Origin of the sequence: Haloarchaeobius pelagicus, from assembly GCF_051207375.1 — an archaeon.
Lineage (GTDB): Archaea > Halobacteriota > Halobacteria > Halobacteriales > Natrialbaceae > Haloarchaeobius.
Window position 1 is genome coordinate 290,025 of sequence record NZ_JBPJZD010000002.1, and the last position, 21,049, is coordinate 311,073.

The 21,049-nt window shown below is 66.9% G+C and carries 21 protein-coding genes; 10 read left to right on the plus strand and 11 right to left on the minus strand.

All coding sequences use genetic code 11. The annotated features are described in order from the left end of the window. Positions 1-41 precede the first annotated feature (41 nt). The 3 genes from cofG to ACSC1S_RS14005 all read left to right on the plus strand — a co-directional run bounded on the left by cofG (position 42) and on the right by ACSC1S_RS14005 (position 1,754). Positions 42-1,184: a 7,8-didemethyl-8-hydroxy-5-deazariboflavin synthase subunit CofG gene (gene cofG, locus ACSC1S_RS13995; protein WP_435364856.1), complete on the plus strand. Its 1,143-nt coding sequence runs from the start codon at positions 42-44 to the stop codon at positions 1,182-1,184. Positions 1,185-1,285: 101 nt separating this feature from the next. Then, complete coding sequence (locus ACSC1S_RS14000; protein ID WP_435319456.1) at positions 1,286-1,555, plus strand: hypothetical protein; 270 nt, start codon at positions 1,286-1,288, stop codon at positions 1,553-1,555. 52 nt (positions 1,556-1,607) lie between these two features. After that, a complete protein-coding gene (locus ACSC1S_RS14005; protein WP_261652454.1) occupies positions 1,608-1,754 on the plus strand; it encodes a DUF7557 family protein in 147 nt (48 codons plus the stop codon). A 16-nt stretch (positions 1,755-1,770) separates the two neighbouring features. On the opposite strand, the gene ACSC1S_RS14010 is transcribed toward ACSC1S_RS14005, so the two are convergent. From ACSC1S_RS14010 to ACSC1S_RS14025, 4 genes are all read right to left on the minus strand, one after another. Further along, positions 1,771-2,166: a DUF2267 domain-containing protein gene (locus ACSC1S_RS14010; protein WP_435364857.1), complete on the minus strand. Its 396-nt coding sequence runs from the start codon at positions 2,164-2,166 to the stop codon at positions 1,771-1,773. A 63-nt stretch (positions 2,167-2,229) separates the two neighbouring features. Continuing rightward, complete coding sequence (locus ACSC1S_RS14015; protein ID WP_435364858.1) at positions 2,230-2,517, minus strand: hypothetical protein; 288 nt, start codon at positions 2,515-2,517, stop codon at positions 2,230-2,232. Between the two features lie 30 nt (positions 2,518-2,547). Beyond that, complete coding sequence (cofH, locus tag ACSC1S_RS14020) at positions 2,548-3,954, minus strand: 7,8-didemethyl-8-hydroxy-5-deazariboflavin synthase subunit CofH (RefSeq protein ID WP_435364859.1); 1,407 nt, start codon at positions 3,952-3,954, stop codon at positions 2,548-2,550. Between the two features lie 83 nt (positions 3,955-4,037). Then, positions 4,038-4,676 carry a helix-turn-helix domain-containing protein gene (locus tag ACSC1S_RS14025; RefSeq protein WP_435364860.1) on the minus strand — a complete coding sequence of 213 codons (639 nt, stop codon included), beginning with the start codon at positions 4,674-4,676 and terminating at the stop codon, positions 4,038-4,040. Between the two features lie 224 nt (positions 4,677-4,900). Here ACSC1S_RS14025 and ACSC1S_RS14030 point away from each other — a divergent pair, with 224 nt between their 5' ends. The 5 genes from ACSC1S_RS14030 to ACSC1S_RS14050 all read left to right on the plus strand — a co-directional run bounded on the left by ACSC1S_RS14030 (position 4,901) and on the right by ACSC1S_RS14050 (position 11,945). Next, positions 4,901-5,920 (plus strand): phosphoribosylaminoimidazolesuccinocarboxamide synthase, encoded by a 1,020-nt coding sequence (locus ACSC1S_RS14030; protein WP_435364861.1) that lies wholly within the window; start codon positions 4,901-4,903, stop codon positions 5,918-5,920. 64 nt (positions 5,921-5,984) lie between these two features. Next, complete coding sequence (locus tag ACSC1S_RS14035; protein ID WP_435364862.1) at positions 5,985-7,619, plus strand: pentapeptide repeat-containing protein; 1,635 nt, start codon at positions 5,985-5,987, stop codon at positions 7,617-7,619. 350 nt (positions 7,620-7,969) lie between these two features. Next, positions 7,970-9,802, plus strand: a complete 1,833-nt coding sequence (locus ACSC1S_RS14040; protein ID WP_435364863.1) for a PAS domain S-box protein — start codon at positions 7,970-7,972, stop codon at positions 9,800-9,802. 53 nt (positions 9,803-9,855) lie between these two features. Beyond that, positions 9,856-11,709 carry a DEAD/DEAH box helicase family protein gene (locus tag ACSC1S_RS14045; protein WP_435364864.1) on the plus strand — a complete coding sequence of 618 codons (1,854 nt, stop codon included), beginning with the start codon at positions 9,856-9,858 and terminating at the stop codon, positions 11,707-11,709. Positions 11,710-11,759: 50 nt separating this feature from the next. Further along, positions 11,760-11,945, plus strand: coding sequence for a DUF7576 family protein (locus ACSC1S_RS14050; RefSeq protein WP_369684426.1), 186 nt, complete (start codon positions 11,760-11,762; stop codon positions 11,943-11,945). 38 nt (positions 11,946-11,983) lie between these two features. Here ACSC1S_RS14050 and ACSC1S_RS14055 read toward each other — a convergent pair whose 3' ends face one another. The 7 genes from ACSC1S_RS14055 to ACSC1S_RS14085 form a co-directional block, all read right to left on the minus strand. Next, the gene (locus ACSC1S_RS14055) at positions 11,984-12,619 is read right to left on the minus strand and encodes a molybdenum cofactor guanylyltransferase (protein ID WP_435364865.1); all 636 of its coding nucleotides are present in this window, start codon (positions 12,617-12,619) and stop codon (positions 11,984-11,986) included. Further along, a complete protein-coding gene (locus tag ACSC1S_RS14060) occupies positions 12,616-12,756 on the minus strand; it encodes a hypothetical protein (protein WP_261652465.1) in 141 nt (46 codons plus the stop codon). The genes ACSC1S_RS14055 and ACSC1S_RS14060 overlap by 4 nt, the downstream gene beginning before the upstream one ends. Continuing rightward, positions 12,756-14,099, minus strand: coding sequence for an MFS transporter (locus tag ACSC1S_RS14065; RefSeq protein WP_435364866.1), 1,344 nt, complete (start codon positions 14,097-14,099; stop codon positions 12,756-12,758). The genes ACSC1S_RS14060 and ACSC1S_RS14065 overlap by 1 nt, the downstream gene beginning before the upstream one ends. Then, positions 14,096-16,198, minus strand: coding sequence for an assimilatory nitrate reductase NasA (gene nasA / locus ACSC1S_RS14070; RefSeq protein ID WP_435364867.1), 2,103 nt, complete (start codon positions 16,196-16,198; stop codon positions 14,096-14,098). Before nasA ends, ACSC1S_RS14065 begins: the two co-directional genes overlap by 4 nt. A gap of 43 nt (positions 16,199-16,241) precedes the next feature. Beyond that, complete coding sequence (locus ACSC1S_RS14075; protein ID WP_435364868.1) at positions 16,242-18,014, minus strand: nitrite/sulfite reductase; 1,773 nt, start codon at positions 18,012-18,014, stop codon at positions 16,242-16,244. Between the two features lie 274 nt (positions 18,015-18,288). Further along, positions 18,289-19,257, minus strand: coding sequence for a formyltetrahydrofolate deformylase (locus ACSC1S_RS14080; protein WP_435319469.1), 969 nt, complete (start codon positions 19,255-19,257; stop codon positions 18,289-18,291). Positions 19,258-19,355: 98 nt separating this feature from the next. After that, positions 19,356-19,973: an SOUL family heme-binding protein gene (locus ACSC1S_RS14085; protein ID WP_435364869.1), complete on the minus strand. Its 618-nt coding sequence runs from the start codon at positions 19,971-19,973 to the stop codon at positions 19,356-19,358. Between the two features lie 132 nt (positions 19,974-20,105). Between ACSC1S_RS14085 and purS the strand changes: the two genes are divergently transcribed. Then, positions 20,106-20,360 carry a phosphoribosylformylglycinamidine synthase subunit PurS gene (gene purS / locus ACSC1S_RS14090; RefSeq protein WP_435319472.1) on the plus strand — a complete coding sequence of 85 codons (255 nt, stop codon included), beginning with the start codon at positions 20,106-20,108 and terminating at the stop codon, positions 20,358-20,360. Beyond that, positions 20,357-21,046, plus strand: coding sequence for a phosphoribosylformylglycinamidine synthase I (purQ, locus tag ACSC1S_RS14095; protein WP_435364870.1), 690 nt, complete (start codon positions 20,357-20,359; stop codon positions 21,044-21,046). The genes purS and purQ overlap by 4 nt, the downstream gene beginning before the upstream one ends. Positions 21,047-21,049 lie beyond the last annotated feature (3 nt).

Consider the following 21,049-nt stretch of genomic DNA (forward strand, 5'->3'; position numbering starts at 1 on the left):
TATGAGACACGCTTTTCTCGGTCGAACACGCACGCCCAGTCGTGATACAGGGCGCTGACGAGTACGACATCGACATCACCTTCGACGACGCCGACGTAACGGAGCTGCTCTCGGTCACGCCCGACGACGTCGAGCCCGCAGAGGAACTCACCTTCGCTCGCAACGTCTTCTTGCCCCTGACGACCGCCTGCCGGTACACCTGTACCTACTGCACGTTCTTCGACCCGCCCGGGCAGGCGACGCTCATGGACGACGACGACGTGAACGCGACACTCGAGACGGGTGCCGACGCCGGTTGCACCGAGGCGCTGTTCACCTTCGGCGACGACCCGGACGACCGCTACGAGGAGATTCACGCGCAACTGGACGCCTGGGGATACGACTCCATCCACGACTACCTTCGAGCCGTCTGCAAGCACACGCTGGAGCGAGGCGTGTTACCCCACTCGAACCCCGGCGACCAGACCCGCGAGCAGATGGCGCTCGTCGCGCCCTACAACGCGAGCATGGGCGTGATGCTGGAGACGACCGCCGACGTGTCGGCGCACGCAGGCCCGCGGGTGAAGTCGCCGGGCCAGCGCATCAACACGCTCCGGAACGCGGGCGAACTGCAGGTCCCGTTCACCACGGGCATCCTCGTCGGCATCGGCGAGGACTGGCAGGACCGGGCGGAGAGCTTGCTCGCCATCCGCGACCTGCACGAGCGCTACGGCCACATCCAGGAGGTCATCGTCCAGAACGTCGTCCCGAACGAGCGCTCGCGGTTCGAGCAACCCGACGTCGAGACCATGCGCCGGGTGGTCGCGATGGCCCGGTACGCCCTGCCCGAGGAGGTGTCGGTGCAGGTGCCGCCGAACCTCTCGCCCACCCGCGAGCTACTGGACTGCGGCGTCGACGACCTCGGCGGGGTCTCGCCCGTGACGGACGACTACATCAACCCGGACTACGAGTGGCCGGCACTGCGCGAACTGCGCGACATCGCCGACGAGGCCGGGGTTCCCCTGCGCGAGCGCCTGCCGGTGTACGAACGGTACCTGCCGGCCGAGCTTCGGTCTCCGGACTTCGACGGCGAGCCTGCGCCCGGCGACGGCTGGCTCTCCGAGCCCATCCGCGAGGCGCTGACCGGTGACACGCCCGCGGGCCGACGCTACCGACGCGTGTTGCGCGGCGAGACGACGGTCTGACGGCGACGTCGCGCAGTGGGGCGGTGGGCTGGCAGTCTATCGAGTGGTCAGTAGTACTCCTAGTCGGATTCATGTCTGATGGTCCCGTATGTCGAGGTGGGATGGGAGAGAGTATCACGACGAACGTCCCGAGCGAGAAAGCGATTCTGAGCGCGCTGGACGCCGTCTCGTCGATGCACGTCGCAGAACTGCGATACGCACTCGGTGGCGACCCCGGTCCAGTCGGCTACCAGTGCACACACCTCGAACGCGCCGGGTACATCCGGTCGCGGGACGGGGAGACCTACAGCATCACGAGCACCGGCGAACAGCGCTTGCGCGTCCTGCTCCGGGAACGGGAACCGATGCAGGTACACGACACCGGTCGCTGATAATCATCCCGTCGTTTCTTGCGTGCTGCCGACGTAGCTGTGCATGGGTATCATGCCACACGATATAACCATCTCCGACGACCTGAAGGCACGCCTCGACACGCACCTCGAAGAGGACGAGACCCACGAGGAACTCATCGAGGAACTGCTCAACATCTACGAGAGCACACGGTTCGTGCAGGAAGGGTATTCGGAGTAAGCGCGGCCACCCGGGTTCAGGCGCTCGGCGGCTCCGGTTCGACGAACTCGAACAGCGTGTCGTAGTCGTCGGGGAGCTGCCCGCGAACCTGGTCGAGTTCGCCCGGTGCGACGGTCTCGGCGACCAGAGCGATTATCTGCTGGGCGTGGTAGATCGCGTCCGGCCGGTCGGTGTGGCTCCGCCGGGCCACACGGTCGGCGAACTCGTCGAAGTCGAAGCGCTGGCCCGACTCCGCGGTCGTGAGGAACCGGTCTATCTCCATCGGGAGCGACGCCGCGAGGTCCTTGGCCTCGCCAGCTTGCAGTCGCTCACCGAGGGTGCTGAGGGTCGCACGACTCGCCCGGAGTGCTTCCCCTTCGTCCGGGAGACTGAGACGATGCTGGACCTGACCGACGAACTCGCTGAAGTTCATACTCACGTCGAGATTGCCCGGCTGACCGTAAGAGGGAATCCTTGATTTCGCCCGCGAGACGCCTCAGCTGTCGGAGACCGGCCTGACGACCCAGTGGTTCCCGCCCTGTTTCGCGAGCACCGACGGCTCGCGCATCCGCACGACGTAGCCCGTCGGGTTCTGCTGGACCTCGTGGGCGGCGCGGACGCTCCCGAGGTCGCCGAGCAACTGGGCAGAGGGCGGCTTCTGGGCCGCGGCGCAGTCGTAGATGGTGAGCAGCCCGCGCCCGCCCTCGCGCTCGTAGACGACGATGTGGGCGTGCTGTGGCAGTCGCCACTGGTCGTCGGCGTCGGCCGGCGCGAGCGTGTTCATGCATCCGGGTACGGCGACCCGCGGCAAAAGTCAGTCGTCTGCGCTCGCCACGTCGCCCGTCGTCTCGGGCACCTCGCCGGGGTCGAGCAGCGGCGTCCCGTCCGCCTTCGGCCCGAGTTCGGGACCGAACGGGCCGTCACCCTCGATTATGCGCCGGTGCTCGTAGTCGGTCGAGCGCTCGACCGGGACGCGCCCGATGGCCCGGACCATCTCGACGTACTGGTCGAACGTCCGGAACTCGCCGTACTGGCCGCCAGCGCGCTTGGTTATCTCCTCGGAGAGGATGGTACCCATGAAGTCGTCGGCACCGCAGTTGAGCATCTTCATGCCGTGCTCGTCGCCGTACTTCACCCACGAGGACTGGACGTGCTCGATGTTGTCGAGGAAGAGCCGACCGACCGCGATCATGAGTTCGTCCTCGGCCCGGCTCGCGCCCTCGGTCACCACGCCGTGTTCGAACAGTGGCGTGTTCTCGTGGACGAACGAGAGCGGGACGAACTCCGTGATGGCCCCGTCGACGCGCTCCTGGAGGTCACGGAGTTCCTTCAGGTGCATGACGCGGTGGGCCGCGTTGTCGACGTGCCCGTACATGATGGTCGCGGTGAGGCCGAGGCCGACGTTGGCGGCGGCCTCCATCGCCTCGAGCCAGTCGTCGGTGCCGATCTTGCCCGGGCAGATGACCTCGCGCACCTCGTCGACGAGTATCTCGGCGGCGGTGCCCGGAACCGAGTCCAGCCCGGCGTCCTTGAGTTTCTGATACACGTCCTCGTAGCTCCAGTCGGTGCCGCGCTTTGCGTGGTACGCCTCCTCCGGGGTAATCGAGTGCAGGTGCACGTCGTCGACGGACATGGCCTGTATCTGCTCGACGTAGGTCCCGGGGTCGGTGGCGTAGCGCTCGGGCGGCTTGTAGTTCGTCTCCTTCCAATCCGAGTCCCGCAGAATCTCGTGGTGTTCGTCGTCGAGTGCGAACCCCGGATGGAGACCCGAGACGGAGGTTATCTCGTAGACACCGCGTTCGACCGCGTCCGCGACGATACGCCGGGATTCCTCGGGGGTCTTCGTGAACCCGTCGTGCTCGCCGTCGTAGTCCTCCTCGAAGGTGTGCGCCGTGTTCTTGAAATTACAGAAGAGGCAGCCCGTGTTACACGCCGTGGTGACGTTGTTGTTCAGGTTCGCGACGAAGGTGACCTCGTCACCGACGACGTCCTGGCGGCGCTCGTCGGCCGCCTGCAGCACCTTCTCCTTGCGGACGAGGTCGAAACCGTCGACGTCGGTCCCGGTCGTGATGAGTTCGATACCGTCTGCGACAGTGAGCCGCTCGCCGTCACGGGCCTTCGCGAGCGCGTTCTCGAACGACTGATCGGTCTCGGGAACGTGTGCGAAGTCGAACCCGTCCGACGGCAGGTCGGCCGCAGCGGTGTCGAACGTATCGGTCATTATCTCTTACCGTCCCGTTCAAAGCGTAAAAACGTCGCGGGAGCGACGGCATCTCGCCGGTATCACTACCGACTCGACGAGCCTCAGAGGTCCAGGCCGGTATCCTTGACCAGCGTTTTGACACCGCGCCGGAGCCGCTGGGAGGCGGCCGAATCACTGATTCCCACCTGTTCACCCAGTTCACCCAGTGTGGTGTGCCGTGGCACGTCCCAGTACCCTTCCCTGAACGCCAGGGCGATCATCTCGCGTTGCTCGTCTGTGAGCAGTGGTTCCCCCGTCGCCGACGCGGGGTTGAAGATTCGCCGAAGTTCGATCTGGACACCACGCGCCTCGCAGTCCTCTCGGAACTGTGTGAGGTTCTCGCGCTCGGCGAACAGCAGTCGGAACGTCCACTCGTCGGCGTTTCCGACCGCCCGCAACACGTCGCCCTCGTTCTTCATGAGCGGCTGGATTACGCCGTTGACATCCGGGCTCCAGACGATTTCGAACAACGACCGGTCGTCGGTCTCGGTGAGGGACCGAACCGATTTGGTCAGGGTGTCGTCTGCGAGCGCCTGCTGGAGCCTCGCCTCGTCCGCCCCCGACATCCAGAACAACGGCATGATGCCCGTCTCCATCGGGACCAGTCGTTCGAGTTCGACCTCGATGTCGGGGAACGCGTCGAACAGCCGCCCGAGGGCGAACTGGGTTGCAGGAATCGAGATGTCGACGATGATTGTCATGGTTCCCTCGTGTCGCGCGGAATCGCCGGCCACAGGCCGTTCCCCGCTCTATACCTCCAGATACGTCACCGGACGAGATATAGGTAATCGTCGCGATATGTATTCGCGCCGGACCGCTTTGCGGTGGCACCGGCCGGGGCCGCCTCACGAGCACGGAATGAAACCTTCTTGGTGGCGCACTTCGCGCGTTCCCACATGAGCACTCGCGAGCGGGGGTGTCCCCCGTGACGTCCGTCAAGGAGTTCCGCATCGAGGAACCGGCGTCGGCCGACGAACTCGGACTCGGCGCGTTCGTCTTCACCGACGACTACTCCGTGTTCGACTGGGGCAAGATGCCCGACCAGATTCCCAGCAAGGGTGCGTCGCTCTGTTCGATGGGCGCGTACAACTTCGAACTGCTGGAAGACGAGGGCGTCCCCACCCACTACCGCGGCGTCGTCGAGGACGGCGAGGTCGTCCCGCTCCGGGAGGCCTCGCATCCGCCGTGGGAGATGGCCATCGACCTCACGCAGGTCCCCGACCTCCCCCACGAGGGTCGGGACTACGACTACGACGCGTTCCACGCCGAGGCCGGCCAGAACTACCTCGTCCCCCTCGAGATCGTCTTCCGGAACCGCGTCCCCGTCGGCTCCAGCCTGCGCAGCCGGACCGACCCGGCCGACCACGGCCTCGACTTCGAGTCCTGGCCCGACGAAGTCGTCGACCTCGACGAGCCCATCGTCGAGTTCTCCACCAAGTACGAGGAGTCCGACCGCTATCTCAGCCGGGAAGAAGCCGACGACATCGCGGGCATCGCCCACATCGACGACCTCGAAGCTGTCGCGCGCGAGGTGAACCGTATCGTCACCGAGCAGGCTGCCGCGGGCGGGCTGACCCACGAGGACGGCAAGATAGAGTGCCTCTACTTCGACGGCGAGATTCGCGTCGCCGACGTGGTCGGCACCTTCGACGAGAACCGCTTCAGCTACGAGGGCACCCAGATATCCAAGGAGGTCATCCGGCAGTACCACAAGCGCACCCAGCCCGAATGGGTCGAGGCTGTGGGTGCAGCGAAGGAGCAGGCCAAGGCCGAGAACATCGCGGACTGGCGGGAACTGTGTGAGGTCCAGCCCGACCACCTCGACGAGGACGTGCTGCAGGTCGCCAGCGACATGTACACCGCCGGGGCGAACGCCTACACTGGGCTGGAACTGTTCGACGCGCCGCCCATCGACTCGGCCATCGGGGCCGTTCGGCGGCTCTGAGCGCGGCGCTGGACCGGTAACTCGTCCAACCAGTTTGAATACGTTCTCCTTCGTTGGTCGAGCCATGTCCCCCACTGGCGGCAGTTGTGAGTTCGTCATCGATTCCTCAGACAGCGACATGTGGAACGCAGAGACGAAGCAAGACTGCTACATCGGGGATGCACTCCTCGCAGACGACGGCCGATGGCACTGCCCACACGACGCTGCCGACGGCGAATACCTGTGTCTCTTTCACCTCCCGGTCGACCGGAAGGACGACGACGCCGTGGTCGATGCGTTCGTTCGCTCTATCGAAAACGGTCCGACTCCCCGCGAGACGGCCGACGACGGAACCCGGGTGCATCAGTTCGCCGGGGCGATTTTCGGGACGTTCGAGTTGTGCGACCACGCGGGCGAACTCGAATCGGACGCAGAGATACTGCTCTCGCACGCCGAGTTCCACGGGCCGGTCGACCTCTCGGGACGCTCGCTCTCCGTCCCGTTCCTGTCGTTTCGTGGGGCGACCTTTCGGGGCGCGTGTTCGTTCGAGCGCAGTACGTTCGACACATCCACGAACTTTTCAGACGCCGTGTTCGAGGTGGCGGCCGGCTTCGAAGGGGCCCGGTTCGAGGACGACGTGTACTTCACCGACGCCGACTTTCGGGACGAAGCCACCTTCGACGCAGCCACGTTCGAGGGAGAGACGCACTTCGCCGAGACGAGCGTCGAAGCCGCGGCCACGTTCAGGAACGCGACGTTTCGGGGCCGGGCGAAGTGTAGCTGGGCGGAGTTCGGAGGGCCCGCCCGGTTCTCCAGCACCGTGTTCGAGGGAGAGAACACCTTCATGGGTGTGACGTTCGGAGCGAAGGCCGACTTCAAGCGAGCTACGTTCCGCGACGGTGCTCACTTCAGGCAGGCGACGTTCGCCGAGACGGGTGATTTCAGCCTCGCAACACTGGCGAGCGACTCCTTCTTCTACGCCGCGACGTTCGACGGTGTGGCCCGGTTTCAGGTGACGCGATTCGAGGGACGGGCCGTGTTTCGAGACGCGACGTTCGCCGACGAAGCCGATTTCGAGAAAGCCCGGTTCGGACTACGGCCCGAGTTCGACGACGCCGGCTTCCAGGGAGTCGCCTCTTTCACCAGCGCGTCCCTCCCCGAGGGGTCGTTCACCGACGCGCAGGCTGGCGGTGTGTGCTTCGAACAGGCGAATCTGCAGGCAGCGGACTTCGATGGGGCAGACCTCACGTATGCGAACTTCGAACGGGCCAGACTGTCGAGCGCGAACCTGTCCGGTGCGAACCTGAGCGGGTCCGCACTCGCCGGAACCCGAATCGACGGTGTCGTCGTCGATACCGAGACCGTATTCGACAGACACCAGACGAACCGCTGTCTCTACGACCCGGACTCGGAGTACCGGTACGAGCGAGACGGTGAAACAGACGCAGAGCGCCTCAGGAAAGCGATGGACGCGTACGAGGCGTTGGGCCGAATCGCTGGAGAGAACGCCCTCCCGTCGAAACAGGCCGCGTTCCACAGCCAGCGACGGCGAATGCACCGGGTACGGCTCCGACGCGAAGAGTCGTTTCCCCGCCTCGGGTTCCGGCGTGCGCAGCTTGCACACCTGATTCCCGGCACCGAGACGGACGTGACGCGTGTCCTGTTCCTGCTCGCGGGGACGACTGCCTGGGTCGTGCTTCTCCATCTGTTGGTCGGGTGAGCAGCTGCTGGGCCGTCCAGCAAGCGGCCCGCTACCCATATCCGAACTCGGGAGACGCTCACGCGCTGGCCAGCCCGATGATGAGCGCGAGCACGACCAAGCCGACGAACAGGAAGACGAGCGCGACGAACAGCAGGCGGCCGACTCGCGGGAAGCCATCGAGGTCGAAGGCCATGGGAGGCTTTTTCGAGTCCAAATACCCCCTCTGTACTGATAGGTAAACGATTGCTGCGTCGTCGACCCCTCTCCTTCACACCGGGTTCGACCACAGGTGCGACGGCTGCCAGTTGTCACTTGAACAAGACCAACCGCGCGACTTACCCGCGAAGGTGCCGTACATCCCACCTGAGATGAGTATCGAAGGCAGGACAGACCGGGAGGACGGCGAGACCATCGACGTCCTGCTCGTCGCAGTCGAGTCCAGCACTCGTAGCCTGCTCACCGAGTCCCTCGAACGCGGCTGTGAGTCGGCGGTCGTCCAGTCGGTCGCCACCCACGAGGCCGCGTTCGACGCACTGGAAACTGACGGGGCAGGTGTGGACTGTATCGTCACGGCGTTCTCCGCGCCGGACGCAGGGGACCTCTCGTTCCTCCGCGAGTTCCGCCGGCGGGAGTTGCCCACCCCGTTCATCGTGTTCTCCGACGACGGGATCGACCAACACGTCGCCGACGCCTTCGCCTCGGGCGTCACGCACTACGTCCAGTGGAACGGGAGCGAATCCCTCGTACTGCTGGCGAAGCAGATAGAGCGGGCCGTCGAGGAGAACAGTCAGCACAGACTGGTCGCTCGCCAGCTGGACGCACTCGACAACGTCAACACGGGCATCAGCATCGTCGACGCCGGGGGGCACTACATCTACGTCAACCACTACTACGCGGAGATGTACGGCTACGAACCGTCGGAACTCCTTGGCACCGCCTGGACCGTCCTCGAACGAGACGGAACGGACCCCGAGTACGCGGACATCCTGTCTGCGGTCCCCCGCGAGGGCGAGTGGACGGGCGAACTCACCCAGCGGCGCAAGGACGGGAGCGACATCCGGGCGGCCCACGCGATCTGGGACGCCGATTCGAGCGCGATGGTCGTCGTCGCCCGCGACCTCACCGACGCGGACAGGAACGAACTCGACCTGTTCGAGGAGCGCGAACGCTTCGACCTGCTGATAGAGGTCATCGAGAACTACGGCATCGTGGGTCTCGACCCCGACGGGAACGTCACCAGCTGGAACACCAGCTCCGAGCGCATCAACGGCTATCCCCGGGAGGAGATCATCGACGCCCACATCTCCATCCTGTACACCGACGACGACATCGCGGCCGGGCTCCCCGAGGAACACCTCCGACGGGCACGCGAGGACGGGCCTGTCCACGAGGAGGGGTGGCGCGTCGAGCGGGGCGGCGACCGCTACTGGGTGGATTTCACCCTCTCGGGGGTCAACGACCGCTCGGGCGAGCACCGCGGATTCGTCTGCGTGCTTCACGACAGGACCGAACAGGCGAAACGCGAACGACAGCTCCAGCGCAGCGTCGAACAACTCGGGCAGTTCGCGAGCGTCCTGAGTCACGACCTGCGGAACCCGCTCACCACGGCGTCGCTGCACCTCGAACTCGCCCGCGGGGACCCGGAAGATGCGGGAGAGCACATCGAGAAGGCCGACCGCGCGCTCTGTCGCATCGAGACCCTCGTCGATTCGCTGCTGCGGCTCGCGAAGGAGGGCGAAATCGTCCAGGAGTTCGACGCCGTCTCGCTCACGGACACAGCCAAGCGCGCCTGGGACGTCGTCGATGCGCCGGACGCCTCGCTCGTCGTCGAGGAGGAACTCCCGTCCGTCCAGGGCGACCCCGAACGACTGCGTGCCCTGTTCGAGAACCTGTTCCGCAACAGTCTGGAACACGGTAAACCCGACGTGACGGTGCGCTTCGGCAGGGTCAACGGCGGGTTCTTCGTCGCTGACGACGGTCCCGGCATCCCGGAGAAGGAGCGAGAGAAGGTGTTCGAGTACGGGTACAGCACCGACGAGAACGGGACCGGCTTCGGGCTCAGCATCGTCGAGAGCATCGCCGTCGCCCACGGCTGGAACGTGACGGCGACCGAGAGCGAGTCGGGCGGGGCCCGGTTCGAGTTCTCGTCCATCCTGAACGAGCCCGTCCTGGAATCCACGCAGGACACCACCGAAGGGTAACGCGCGCCCCGACGACGAAACCACCTTCTCCCTCCGGCGACAACCACGGTGTAGTGACAGCCGACGAGTCCGAGTCTCCGCCCGACGAACCGACCGACGAGTCGGACGAGGTACCAGTAAACCGCTTCTACGACGCCCTCGAAGCCCACGGGCAGCCGGTCATCACGGCGACCCAGCTCGCCCGCAAGCTCGACACCACCCAGGAGCGCGCCCTTCGCGCCCTCGAACAGCTGGAGCGTCGCGGTGACGTCCAGCACCAGACGGTCGAGACCGACCCGACGGTGTGGTACGCGACCGACTGGGCCGAGATGGTCGACCGCGAGCGCGTCGTCTTCTTCCCGAGCCGTCGCCGGCTCGTCGTGGACCAGCCGACGCAGTTCACCCGGGCGCAGTGCTCGCAGTTCGCCCACCTGGTCGACACCACCCGTTCCGGGGGGTATCTCTACGAGATACGCCAGGAGGACATCTGGCAGGCCCCCTACGACGACTTCGAGAAGCTGATGCGGACCATCCGGCAGGTCATTCCGGAGCGCTCGCCGCACTTCGAGGAGTGGGTCGAGGACCAGTGGAAGCGCGCGAACCAGTTCGTCCTCTCGACCCACGAGGAGGGCTACACTGTCCTCGAAGCCGCCAGCGAGAACCTGATGGGCAACGTCGCCCGCCAGAAGCTCGACGACACCCACCTCAGAGCGTCCATCGACGACACGACAAGCTGGGTCGCCGACGAGAAGATCGCCGAAATCAAGCGGATTCTGTACGAATCCGGCTATCCCGTCAGGGACGAGCGCGACCTCGAATCGGGCGACGAGTTGCCCATCGAGTTGCTCCTCAATCTGCGCGACTACCAGCAGACCTGGGTCGACCGCTTCACCGAGCAGAAGTCGGGCATCATGGTCGGCCCGCCAGGTTCTGGAAAGACGGTCGCCGCGATGGGGACGATGGCCGCGGTGCAGGGAGAGACGCTCATCCTGGTCCCGTCGCGCGAACTCGCCAGCCAGTGGCGCGAGGAGCTACTGGCACACACGTCGCTCACGGCCGACCAGATCGGCGAGTACCACGGCGGCGAGAAGCAGATTCGGCCCGTGACCATCGCGACCTACCAGACGGCGGGGATGGACCGCCATCGACAACTGTTCGACTCGCGCCGGTGGGGGCTCATCATCTACGACGAGGTCCACCACGTGCCCTCGCGGGTGTTCCGACGCTCCACCGACCTGCAGTCCCGGCATCGCCTCGGTCTCACGGCGACCCCGGTTCGCGAGGACGACAAGGAAGAGGACATCTTCACCCTCATCGGCCCACCCATCGGGACCGACTGGGACGCCCTGTTCCAGGCGGGCTACGTGCAAGAGCCCGAAGTCTACATCCACTACGTCCCGTGGGCCGACGACGACGACCAGAACGAGCACGCGAGCGCCGACCCGGGCCACGAGAAGCGGCTGCTGGCAGCGATGAACCCCGCGAAGATTCGAGAGACGCGCCACCTCCTCGAGAAGCACCCCGAGAAGAAGGCGCTCGTCTTCGTGGAGTACCTCGACCAGGGAGACATGCTCGCCGATGCCCTCGACGCCCCCTTCATCTCCGGGGAGATGCGCCACTCCGAGCGCCGGAAACTGCTCGACGAGTTCCGCCGGGGCGAGCGTCACGTGCTCGTCATCTCCCGCGTCGGCGACGAGGGTATCGACCTGCCCGACGCCGAGTTGGCCATCGTCGCCTCCGGACTCGGTGGCTCGCGCCGCCAGGGGGCCCAGCGCGCCGGCCGGACCATGCGCCCCGAAGGGAACGCGCTGATGTACGTGCTGGCGACGCGGGGCACCAGCGAGGAGGATTTCGCGAACCGACAGCTCCGTCACCTGGCATCGAAAGGTGTGAAGGTCCGGGACGGCCCGGCCGAGGCCGTCGAATAATTGCCAGCGTCGTCGGGCTTGAAGCCCTGCGGGTCGTTCAGGAGAGTAGTATGGTTGACCCGACTTCAGATCTGGGCGACGTCGATCCCGACGAAGCGCCCGCCTGTGCGGTCTGCGGCGCGGCGGTGACGGGGCAGGAACATCGCGTGCGCTCGTGGGTCGAGGATGGCAACGTCGAACACCGACACTTCTGCGACGACGACTGTCTGGACGAGTGGGACGGCGCAGGCGAGTGACGGCGCTGCACCGACACCCGGCGTAACAGACCGCTTCCTCAGTCCGCGACGACGCGTCCCTCGACGACCGTGAGGTCCGCCTGCGAGTTCACGTTCTCGAAGGTCGCTGCGTCCGTCCGTGCACGAACGGTCTCCTCGTCGACGACCGTCGGGTCCAGTCGCGCCACGACATCGCGGAGACACTGCACTCCCGCCCCGAGCGCCCGCAGGCACACCGCGCTGGCGACCGTGGTTCGATAGACGGCACACAGGGGCTGGCGACGCCCGCCGAACTCCGGCACGACGCCCGCCTCACCCGCCATCTCGGCGAACAGCGACGCCACGAAGTCGGGGTCCAGCCGCGGCATGTCACAGCCGGTGACGGCGACGACCGGGGCGTCGCTCGCCCGGAGGCCGGTCAGGAGGCCACCAGCGGGCCCCCGCTCTGGGATATCGTCGGCCACGACGCTCGTCTCGACGGCAGCGCCCGCGAGCGCCCGCCGAATCCCGGCGACCTGTGGCTCGCGGCAGGGGACGACGACCTCGTCGACCGTTGGTGCGAGCCGGTCCACCACGTGGCGAACCAGCGCGACGCCATCGAGTTCGGCCAGCGCCTTGTCGGGCGCGCCGAAGCGCGTCGAGTGGCCGCCCGCGAGGACGATGGCACCGCGAGCCGCCTCGGGCGCGCCAGTCACGCCAGGAACCCCGTCTGGCCACTGAACGCGAGGTACAGCGAGAACACCGTCACGAGCACCGCGATGCCCATCTCGGCGTACAGGGCGACCTTGCCCCACCTGTACCACGAGTCGTACTCCGGCTCGGTTTCGGCCATCAGTCATCACCCCCTGGCGTGGCCGTCGTGCTGCCCGACCCGTCGTCGAGCCAGCGGTCGCGCGTCCCGATGCCGTGGGCCTCGATGCCGCTCCCGCTCCGCATCGCCCACAGGTAGAACAGGATGATGGGCACGAAGAACACGAGCGCGGCGAGCGCGTAGCCCATGTGGATGTTCGGGACGTAGCCGAACACCAGCGGGTAGACGATACCGCCGGTCGTGGAGATGCCACCGATGAAGCCCGAGGCGGTCCCCGGCCGGTCCGGGAACATGAGCGGGACGATGGCGAAGACGCCGCCGGTCCCGAAGCTCACCGCGATGCCGAACATCGCGAGGACGATGACGGAGGCCGGGAGCAGCCCTGCGAGGCCGACGACCGTCAGCAGGACCATCATCAGCGTGACCAGCAGCAGCGCCGTCAGCAGCCAGTGCACGCGGGGTGCGTACGCCTGCTCGGTCGAGAGGATGGGATAGGGCGTCCAGCCCTTGCGCTGCCACAGGTCCGACATGTAGCCCGAGAACGGGCGGAACAGCGACGCGTTGAACGACTGGACGGCCGCGAACGTCCCCGCGGCGGTCTGGATGGCCGCAACGTCGGTGAAGCCGAGGTCACGGATGGAGGCCGCAAAGCCCTCCGTGTAGTAGCTCGGGAGCCAGGAGTTCATCGCGATCTCCAGCCCGAACGTCATCGCGTACGCCAGCATCAGCGCGATGGCGGCGTAGCGCGTCCAGACGTACAGCGTGTCGCCGAGCGACGTGTTCTGCTTGGCGACTTCGGCGGTCGCGGCGTCGCGTGCGGGCTCGCCGCGCCACTTGTACAGCACCGCGACGCCGAGTGCGAGGACGCCGATGTGCAGGAACGCGTCGGTGTAGTTCGTCCCGTAGATGCGCGGGAGCATGAGCGCGCCCACGCCGGCCCCGACGTTCCCGGTCCCGGCGTACAGGCCCTCGGCCGTCCCGATCTCGTGCTCGTCGAACCACTGGGCGACGTGCTGGATACCGACGACGAAGCTGATGCCGGCGGAGGCGACGACCAGCCGCTCGAAGAACAGTATCTCGTAGCTGGTCGCGAACGCCGACATGATGCTCACGATGCCGGAGTAGCCGAGGATGATGGCGAACACGTTGTGCGCGCCGAGGCGGTCGGCCGCCCAGCCGGCAGCGACCCTCCCTGGCGGTGCGAGCCAGATCGCCGAACTCGCCAGCAGGCCCAGTTCGGCAAGGCTGAGCGAGAACGTCTGCCCGATTGAAGGGCTGAACGCGGCCGTCGAGAACCACAGCAAGAACGCGGTGAAGAAGCCGAGCGTCGCGATGAGCAGCTGCTCGACCTTGCGAGATATCATACGCGCTCACCTCCCACGACCACGATTTCGGGCTGTGGCGCCACGAGCCGGACCGCACACTGTTTGAGATTCGGTTCGGCAGACCGCGGGTCGGTCGCGGGGCTCGTGAGCGCGTTCGTCGCCGGGTGGTGGATGGGCAACCAGACCAGCCCCTCGGGGACGGCGTCGTCCGCGTCGACCCGGGCCGTGACGCTGGCGCGTCTCGTCTCCAGGGTGACCTGCTCGTCGATTCCATCAGCCGGTTCGAGCCGGTCGCTGTGCGCCTCGAGCGTATCGGGGTGGACCCGCGCCCGCACCGGTGGGGCGTCCCCCGTGGCCCCTCGCGAGCGAATCCCGGTGTTGTACCCGTCGGCCTCGCGGCCGGTCGTGAGCGTCAGGGGGTACTCCTCGTCCACCGGTTCGGGGAGGTCTCTCCCCGTGCCGCCAGCGAACCGCGCCCTGCCGGACGGCGTCGGGAACGACCACTCCTCCGTCTCCTCGTCGAAGTACCGGTAGCCGCCGCTGTCTTTCGGACCCGGCGCGGGCCACCGGACCGCGTACTCGGCCTCGAGGCGCTCGTAACTGATTCCCGAACAGTCGGCGAGGGTGCCCGCGGTGAGGTCGGCGAACTCCCGAAAGAGGGTCTTCGGGTCGGTCGCCTCGCCGAACAGGCCGTCCGCGAGCGCGTTCCCGATGCTCGTGATGATGTCGAGGTCGGTCCGCACCCCGCTGGGCACGTCGGTCGCGGGCCGCACCCGCGACACCGTCCGCTCCATGTTGATGGCGGTTCCATCCGATTCGCCCCACGTCGCAGCGGGCAAGATCACGTCGGCGAATTCGGTCGTCTCGGTCTCGAACGCGTCCTGGACGACCAGGAACGCATCGTCGAGTTTCTCGGCGACCGCGGAGGCGTCGGGCATCCCAGCCACGGGGTTGGTCGCGACGGCGTACACCGCCTCGACCGGCCCGTCGGCGATGGCGTCCATGGTCCCGACCGGCCCCGGGCCGGTGTCGTCGGGGAGCCGGTCGACCGGGACGTCCCACTCGGTCGCGACGAGGTCCCGCTCGTCCGGGTCGGCGAAGTCGCGCTGGCCGGGCCACGAGCCCTTCGAGGAACAGACGCGGGTGCCCATCGAGTTGGCCTGGCCGGTCAGCGAGAACGGGCCGTTGCCGGGACCCATCGACCCCGTCGCGAGACAGATGTCGATGAGCGCGCCGGAGGTCTCGGTCCCCTGGACGCTCTGGTTGACGCCCATCCCCCAGTAGACGAGGGCGTCGTGGTCGAACGCGGCCGCGAGGGCTTCGACGTCCTCGATGGGGACGCCGGCGCGCTCGGCGGCGACTTCCGGGTCGGGCAGGTTCTGCTTCAGGTCGTCGTAGCCGGTCGTCGACGCCTCGACGAACTCCGTGTCGACACGGTCGGTGGCACACACCTGCGCGAGCACCGCCCGCGCGAGGTCGAGGTCCCCACCGGGGTCCGGGCTGACGTGGCGGTCCGCGGCCTCGGCGGACTCGGTCCGCACCGGGTCGACCACGACGAGTTCGCCGTCGTCCTCGTCCGCGCTGTCGGTGATCCACCGGAACATCACGGGGTGGGCGACGGCCGGGTTCGCGCCCCAGACGACGTGGTTGTCCGCGTCCGGGATGTCGTCGTAGGTCGGCGGCGGTGCGTCGCTGCCGAAGGCGTCGTAGTACGCCGTCACCGCGCTGGCCATGCACAGCGTGGTGTTGGCGTCGTAGAATCGGGTGCCGATGCCGCCCCGGGCGAGCTTGCCGAGGGCGTAGGCCGCCTCGTTGGTCTGCTGGCCGCTCCCGAGGACCGCGATGCTATCGCGGTCGCGCTCCATCGCCTCGCGGAACTCGGTGACGACCCGGCCGAGCGCCACGTCCCACGTGGTCTTGCGGAGCTCGCCGTCGCTCCGGACCATGGGCTGGGTGAGCCACTCGCCCGCGGGGTCGGCCGTCTCGCTGACGCCGCGCTGGCACGCGAGCCCGCGGTTCACGGGGTGCATCGCGTCGCCCCGGACGGTGTCGAGGCCGTAGCCGATGTCGACCCCGCGCTGGACGTGGCCACAGCCGACGGCACACCGCATGCAGGTGGTCGAGACCCAGTCGGTCACGAGTCGACCACCTCCCTCGTGCTGTCGAACGGGGTCGCCCCGGTCATTCTCCCTCCTCCGTCACCGCGGCCGGTTCCGTCGGGACCTCCGGGGCCGGCGTGTCGTCGTCCACGAACGGGTACCACGACTGCTTCGCGTCGGTGAGACACGGGTCCTCGTACCCCTCGACCTCCTCGGGCTCGGCGAGTTCGATGAGGGTCTCCTGCCCGGTCGCGTCGACCCACTCGCGGAAGGTCTGGCCGTCCTGGCGCAGGGCGGCGTACGCCTCCACGAGGTTCTTGAGGAGGCCAGGGACCTCGTCGGCGGGCACGCGCTGGCGGACCCACTCGATGAAGGTGGGCTCCTCCCCGATGCCGCCGCCGACACCGACGTCCATCGCCTCGACCATCTCGCCGTTCTTGCGGGCCCGCATGCCCTGGAGGCCGATGTCGGCGGTCATCGCCTGCCCACAGTCGGCGGTACAGCCCGAGAAGTGTATCTTGATGCGCTCGACGTCGTCGGGCAGTTCGACGTTGGCCCGGAGCCACCGGAGCATGATGGCCATGCGGGCCTTCGTCTCGGTGAGCGCGAGCGAGCAGAACTCGGTGCCCGTACAGGCCATCGCGCCGCGGACGAACGGGTTCGGTTCGGGTTTGTGCGTCTCTAGCAGGGGTTCAGCGAGCAGCCCATCGAGTGCCGCATCCGGGACGTCCACGACGACCGGGTTCTGCCGGCGGGTGAGTCGAATCTCCCCGGAGCCGTACTCGTCGGCCAGGTCCGCGAGTTCGATGGTCTCCTCGGCGGTCATCCGACCGACCGGGACGTTCAGTCCGACGTAGTTCCGCCCGTCGCGCTGGTCGTACACGCCGACGTGGTCGTGCGCGCCGCGCTCGGTGGGCTTCCCGGCGTTGTAGGTGTACTCGCCGCGGAAGTCGGTCCCTGCGCGCTCCAGGTCGAAATCCAGACGTTCGTCCAGTTCTTCGCGGATGGCGTCGGTGCCCCAGTCGTCGACGAAGAACCGCGCCCGGTTCTTCGCGCGGTTCTGCCGGTTCCCCTCCTCGTGGTACAGTTCGACGAACGTCCGGACCGTCTCGACGGCCTGTTCCGGCCGAACGAACAGGTCCAGTGGGCGGGCGGGTCGGGGTTCACGACCCCCCAGGCCGCCGCCGACCCGGACGTTGAACCCCGGGGTCTCCTCCCCGTCGATGAACTTGTGTGCCGGTTCGAGCCCCACGTCGTTGATGGAGTCCTGCGCACAGCCCTGGCGGCAGCCCGTCACCGAGATGTTGAACTTCCGGGGCATGTTGCTGAGCGCGTCGTCGTTCCGGATGGTCTCCTGGATCTCGTCGAGGATTCCCCGCGAATCGACGTACTCCTCGGCCTTCCCGGCGACGGGACAGCCCGAGATGTTCCGCATCGTGTCACCGCCGGCAGACCGGGAGGAGACACCTGCCGCCTCCAGCTTCTCCCAGACCTCGGGGATGTCCTTCAACTCGAGCCAGTGCAACTGGATGGACTGTCTGGTCGTGAAGTCGACCCAGCCGTTCCCGAACTCGGGGTTCTCTGCGGGGCCGGTCGCGTAGTCGCGGGCGACCTCGCCGATGGCCCGGAGCTGGCCCGGCTCCAGGATGCCCCCGCAGTTCGTCAGCCGCATCATGAAGTACGACTCCTGTCCCGAGCGCTGGTGGAACACGCCCCAGAACTTGAAGCGCGTGAACCACTCGTCGCGTTCGTCCTCCGGGATGGAGGCGAAGCCGCGCTCTGCGAACTCCTCTATCTTCTCCCGGACCGCATCACCGTACAGCTCGCCTTTCACGTCCTCTTTCTTGTGTGCCATGCTCAGGCACACACCTCATCCGCGCGCTGGACTTCTCCAAGCATTTTCGTTTTTTCAGTCCAAACGACCACATATATCGGTTATCGTTAATCAAGTGTTTACAGTTACGAGATTGCACAGGTCATCTGGTAACCCCGGGTATGGGGGAGGAACTGGAAGGTGTTTAGACAGTTAATATGATATGAACGTCCGTGTGAAATCCTGCCACGGGCCGGTGCGCCGGTAGCAGTGTCGCCACTGGCAGGCCGAGCACAGAGAAGTTCGTCGGGACCGCCTAGTCGTCGGAGTCGCCGCCGTCACCGGCGACGATGTCACCGAGACCGTCGACCGGCCGGTCCGGGTTCGCGTCGCGGGCCGCCGTCGACAGGCCCAGCTGGTAGGAGTTCTCGTGCGCCTCGCGGAGCCGGGTGCGGCCGCGGTGGACCGACACGTCCCCGTTGAGGTGCAGCCGAACCGCCTCGAGGAGCGCCTCGGCTTCGAGGGGCTGGCCGCGCTCCTTGAGGTCGCCGATGGTCGCGTCGTCGGGCACGTCGAAGGCGCGCTGGGTGATGATGGGCCCCTGGTCGAGGTCCGTCGTCACGTAGTGCGCGGTGACGCCCGCGATGCGGACGCCCTCCTCCAGCGCCTGCCGGTAGGCCTTCGCGCCCGGGAACGCCGGGAGCAGGCTCGGGTGGATGTTGATGATGCGGTCCTCGTACCGGAAGACGACGTCCGGGCTGAGGATGCGCATATAGCGTGCGAGGACGATGAGGTCCGCGTCGTACTCCGCGAGCAGGTCCAGTATCTCGTCCTCGTCGGGCGTCCCTTTCTCGTCGCCGACGTCGTGGAACGGAATCTCGTACTTCTGGGCGAGGGGCTCGAGGTCGTCGTGGTTGGCGATGACGACCGAGATGTCCGCGCCGAGGTCGCCGCTGGCCCACGCCTGGAACAGGCGTTCGAGACAGTGGCTCTCCTGCGTGGCGAGGACGGCGATCTGCTGGGTCTCCCGGTCGCTCGGGAACCGGACCTGCACGTCCACGCCGAGGTCGTCGCCCAGGTCGTGGAGGTCGTCGCGCAGGGTCTCGGGCTTGCAGACCATGTCCGTCGTATCGACGTGCATGGTCATCCGGAAGATATCGTCCCGGACCGCCTGGTCGAGGTCCTCGATGTTGATTCCGCGCTCGAACAGCAACGAGGTGACGCGTGCGATGAGTCCAGTCTTGTCTCCTCCGATGACCGTAATTTCGGTCAAGTCAGTCGTCATCGACACCACCTCCTGATGCTGCTCGAAAGAGACATCACGATAGGCTCAGGCGACTGGGGGCAAAAGACTTCGTATCCGTGCGAAGGTTACGGCCGGTCTCAGGAGATGGCGACCGCGACCTCGTTCTCCCGCATGAACGGCGGCGTCCACGGGTCGTCGTAGCCCATGAAGAACGGCTCGCCGGTCGGTTCGATGCCGTGGGCCTCCAGGGTCCGGAGCAGTTCGTCCTCCTTCGCGTCGACCGTCCCGGAACTCGCCCAGCCCGAGAACGAGAGCACCGCGAGGTTGCGCGGGCCGACGAGTTCGAGCGAGACGAGGTCGTCCAGCGGCTCCGGGGCGTCCTCGTAGTCGTAGTCCGCGGGCAGGTAGAACGACATGGTGACGCCCTCGGGGACCTGGCTCGACGTGACGGGCGCGGTCATCGGGATGGTCTCGCCCTCCATCGCGACGGGGGTGGTCATCGACACCTTCTCGCCCAGCGTGTTGTTCCCCGAGATGTACCGGAACAGCCGGCGGAACGCCTCGTCGCCGGAACTCGCGGTCGTACTGACCGCGATGGTCGCCGGGTACCGGCGCAGCTCGATACCGTCGAAGTGGGCGACGCGGTCGTACTGGACTCGCTCCGTCGTGTAGTCGACGTAGAGGCCCCAGGCCGTCCACAGGCCCAGAACACCCGCGAGGAACCCGAATCCGGCGTAGAGTATGCGACGCTTCATACCGTATAGTGGCACCGAGAGAGCATAACCCACGTGCCGAACACGCCATGCCCCCGCAGAGCGGTATCCACGTTCGTGTCTATCCGGGCACTTCCAAAACCCCTATCATGCATGACCACGCACCATCGACCGATGACTGGCTACACCGCCACGGTGACCGTCCGACTCAAGCAGGGGGTGCTCGACCCCGAGGCCGAGACGACCAAGCGCGCGCTCGAACGCCTCGGCTTCGACCTGCAGGACCTCCGGTCGGCCGACCGCTTCGAGGTGGACCTGGACGCCGAAACCGACGAGGACGCCCGCGAACGCGCCTCGGAGATGGCCGAGCGACTGCTCGCCAACCCGACCATCCACGACTACGACGTGGAGGTCACCGAACAGGGATGACCGTCGCCATCATCCGCTTCGGCGGCTCGAACTGCGACCGCGACGCCCTGGGCGCGCTCACCGACCTCGGTATCGACGCCGAGATCGTCTGGCACGAGGACGGCCTCCCCGAGGACACGACGGGCATCATGCTCCCCGGTGGCTTCTCCTACGGGGACTACCTCCGTGCCGGCGCGATGGCAGCCCGCTCCCCCGTGATGAACGAGGTCCGCGAACTCGCCAGCGATGGCGTGCCCGTCCTCGGCGTCTGCAACGGCGCGCAGGTGGGCTGCGAGTCCGGCCTCACCGAGGGCGCGTTCACCACGAACGCGAGCGCCCGCTTCCAGTGCGAACACGTCTATCTCCGCGTCGAGCGCGCGGACACCCCCTGGACCGAGGGGTACGAGGAAGGCGAGGTCATCCAGTTACCCATCGCCCACGGTGAGGGCCGCTACGAGGTCGACGAGGACCGTCTCACCCAGCTGGAGACCGAGGACCGCATCCTCTTCCGCTACTGCGACGAGACCGGCGAACTGACCGAGGACGCCAATCCGAACGGGTCGAAGCACAACGTCGCCGGTATCCTCGGCGAGCACGACTCGGTCGCCGTCCTGATGCCCCACCCCGAGCGCGCGGCGCTGGAAGACATCGGCGGTATCGACGGTCGCCCCCTCCTTCGGGGGTTCGCCAGGGCCGTCGCGGAGTAGCGC

Excerpts from the sequence above, each read along its gene's own strand:
- ACSC1S_RS14000 (WP_435319456.1), top strand. The coding sequence starts at position 1,286 with ATGGGAGAGAGTATCACGACGAACGTCCCGAGCGAGAAAGCGATTCTG.
- ACSC1S_RS14005 (WP_261652454.1), top strand. The coding sequence starts at position 1,608 with ATGCCACACGATATAACCATCTCCGACGACCTGAAGGCACGCCTCGAC.
- ACSC1S_RS14010 (WP_435364857.1), bottom strand. The coding sequence starts at position 2,166 with ATGAACTTCAGCGAGTTCGTCGGTCAGGTCCAGCATCGTCTCAGTCTC.
- ACSC1S_RS14015 (WP_435364858.1), bottom strand. The coding sequence starts at position 2,517 with ATGAACACGCTCGCGCCGGCCGACGCCGACGACCAGTGGCGACTGCCA.
- cofH (WP_435364859.1), bottom strand. The coding sequence starts at position 3,954 with ATGACCGATACGTTCGACACCGCTGCGGCCGACCTGCCGTCGGACGGG.
- ACSC1S_RS14025 (WP_435364860.1), bottom strand. The coding sequence starts at position 4,676 with ATGACAATCATCGTCGACATCTCGATTCCTGCAACCCAGTTCGCCCTC.
- ACSC1S_RS14035 (WP_435364862.1), top strand. The coding sequence starts at position 5,985 with ATGTCCCCCACTGGCGGCAGTTGTGAGTTCGTCATCGATTCCTCAGAC.
- ACSC1S_RS14040 (WP_435364863.1), top strand. The coding sequence starts at position 7,970 with ATGAGTATCGAAGGCAGGACAGACCGGGAGGACGGCGAGACCATCGAC.
- ACSC1S_RS14050 (WP_369684426.1), top strand. The coding sequence starts at position 11,760 with ATGGTTGACCCGACTTCAGATCTGGGCGACGTCGATCCCGACGAAGCG.
- ACSC1S_RS14060 (WP_261652465.1), bottom strand. The coding sequence starts at position 12,756 with ATGGCCGAAACCGAGCCGGAGTACGACTCGTGGTACAGGTGGGGCAAG.
- ACSC1S_RS14065 (WP_435364866.1), bottom strand. The coding sequence starts at position 14,099 with ATGATATCTCGCAAGGTCGAGCAGCTGCTCATCGCGACGCTCGGCTTC.
- ACSC1S_RS14075 (WP_435364868.1), bottom strand. The coding sequence starts at position 18,014 with ATGGCACACAAGAAAGAGGACGTGAAAGGCGAGCTGTACGGTGATGCG.
- ACSC1S_RS14080 (WP_435319469.1), bottom strand. The coding sequence starts at position 19,257 with ATGACGACTGACTTGACCGAAATTACGGTCATCGGAGGAGACAAGACT.
- ACSC1S_RS14085 (WP_435364869.1), bottom strand. The coding sequence starts at position 19,973 with ATGAAGCGTCGCATACTCTACGCCGGATTCGGGTTCCTCGCGGGTGTT.
- purS (WP_435319472.1), top strand. The coding sequence starts at position 20,106 with ATGACTGGCTACACCGCCACGGTGACCGTCCGACTCAAGCAGGGGGTG.
- purQ (WP_435364870.1), top strand. The coding sequence starts at position 20,357 with ATGACCGTCGCCATCATCCGCTTCGGCGGCTCGAACTGCGACCGCGAC.